At 72.3% G+C, this 1688-nt stretch carries 1 protein-coding gene; it reads left to right on the top strand.

All coding sequences use genetic code 11. From position 1 onward, the window contains the following. On the top strand, positions 1–1688 hold a 1688-nt coding region (locus AQJ64_RS44655; protein ID WP_159060371.1), incomplete at both ends, for a type I polyketide synthase.

The raw sequence follows: 1688 nt of genomic DNA, 5'->3' as shown, positions 1-1688 counted from the left end.
TCTTCCCGTCACCTGCTGGGATGTGCGCAGGGCTCCGGAGGCCTTCCGTCATCTGTCGCAGGCCCGTCATGTCGGCAAGGTCGTGCTGACGGTCCCGGCGCCGCTGGATCCGGACGGGACCGTCCTGGTGACCGGTGGCACGGGTGGTCTGGGCGCGCTGGTGGCCCGTCATCTGGTGACCGAGCACGGGGTACGGCGTCTGCTGCTGGCCGGCCGGCGTGGCCTCGATGCCCCGGGTGCCCCCGAACTCGTCGCGGAGCTCGGCGGCTTGGGTGCCGAGGTCGAGGTGGTGGCCCTGGACGTGGCCGACCGTGACCAGTTGGCCGCCGTGCTGGCTGGGCGTCCGCTGACTGCCGTGGTGCACGCGGCGGGCGTCCTGGACGACGGTGTGGTCTCCGCCTTGACCCCTGAGCGGTTCGCGACGGTGATGCGGCCGAAGGTGGACGCGGTGACGCATCTGCACGAGCTGACCCGCGACGCCGACCTGTCCGCCTTCGTGGTCTTCTCCTCCGTCGCCGGAACGTTCGGCGGCGCGGGGCAGGGCAACTACGCGGCCGCCAACGCCTTCCTGGACGCGTTCGCCGCCCGCCGCCGCTCCGCCGGCCTGCCCGCCACCGCGCTGGCCTGGGGTCCGTGGGCACCCGGCGCGGGCATGACCGCCGACCTCACCGAGGCGGACCTGCGGCGACTGACGCGGAACGGGATGCTCCCGCTCGCCCCCGCCCAGGGCCTCGGACTGCTGGACACCGTGCTGGACCTGGGCGCGGGCCTGGAACGGGCCTGCGTGCTGCCGGTCCACATGGACATCGCGGCGCTCCGCCGACGGGCACCGGAGGACGTGCCCCCGCTGCTGCGTGCCCTGGTGCGCGGCCATGGCCGCCGCAAGGCCGGGATCGGGACGGAGGGCGAGGCGACGAGCCTGCGGCAGCAGTTGCTCGCGCTCCCGGTCGGCGAGCGTGAGCGCTTCCTTCGGGGCTTCGTCTCGGCGCAGGCCGCCTCCGTGCTCGGGCATGGGTCGACGCAACAGGTCGACGCGGACCATACGTTCAAGGACCTCGGTTTCGACTCGCTCACCTCGGTCGAGCTGCGCAACCGGCTGAACGCGGCGACCGGCATGAGGTTCCCCGCCACCCTGGTCTTCGACTATCCGACCCCGGCTGACGTGGCTCGCTTCGCACTCACGGAACTGGTGGAGGACGGCGGGCCCGATGCCGTCGCCACCGACGGGACGCTGCCTGCGCCGACGAGTGTGAGTGACGATCCGGTGGTGATCGTCGGGATGGCCTGCCGGTTCCCCGGTGGGGTGGGTTCCCCGGAGGATCTGTGGCGGTTGGTGGCCGAGGGCGGTGACGCGATCGATGGCTTCCCGTCCGACCGTGGCTGGGACCTCGATCGCCTCTACGACCCCGAGCCGGGCACGCCCCATCGTACGTACGTCCGTGAGGGCGGGTTCCTCTACGACGCCGCCCTGTTCGATTCCTCGCTGTTCGGGATCTCGCCGCGTGAGGCGTTGGCGATGGATCCGCAGCAGCGGTTGCTGCTGGAGACGTCGTGGGAGGTCCTGGAGCGGGCGGGTATCGACCCGGCGACCCTGCGCGGCAGCCGTACCGGCGTCTTCGCCGGCGCCATGGCCCAGGACTACGGCTCCTTCCTCCGCTCGGGCGAGCTCGACTCGGGCGGTTACCTCA

The sequence above is a fragment of the Streptomyces griseoruber genome, from assembly GCF_001514205.1.
Classification (GTDB): Bacteria; Actinomycetota; Actinomycetes; order Streptomycetales; family Streptomycetaceae; genus Streptomyces; species Streptomyces griseoruber.
This window is presented reverse-complemented; position numbering and strand designations above follow the sequence as displayed.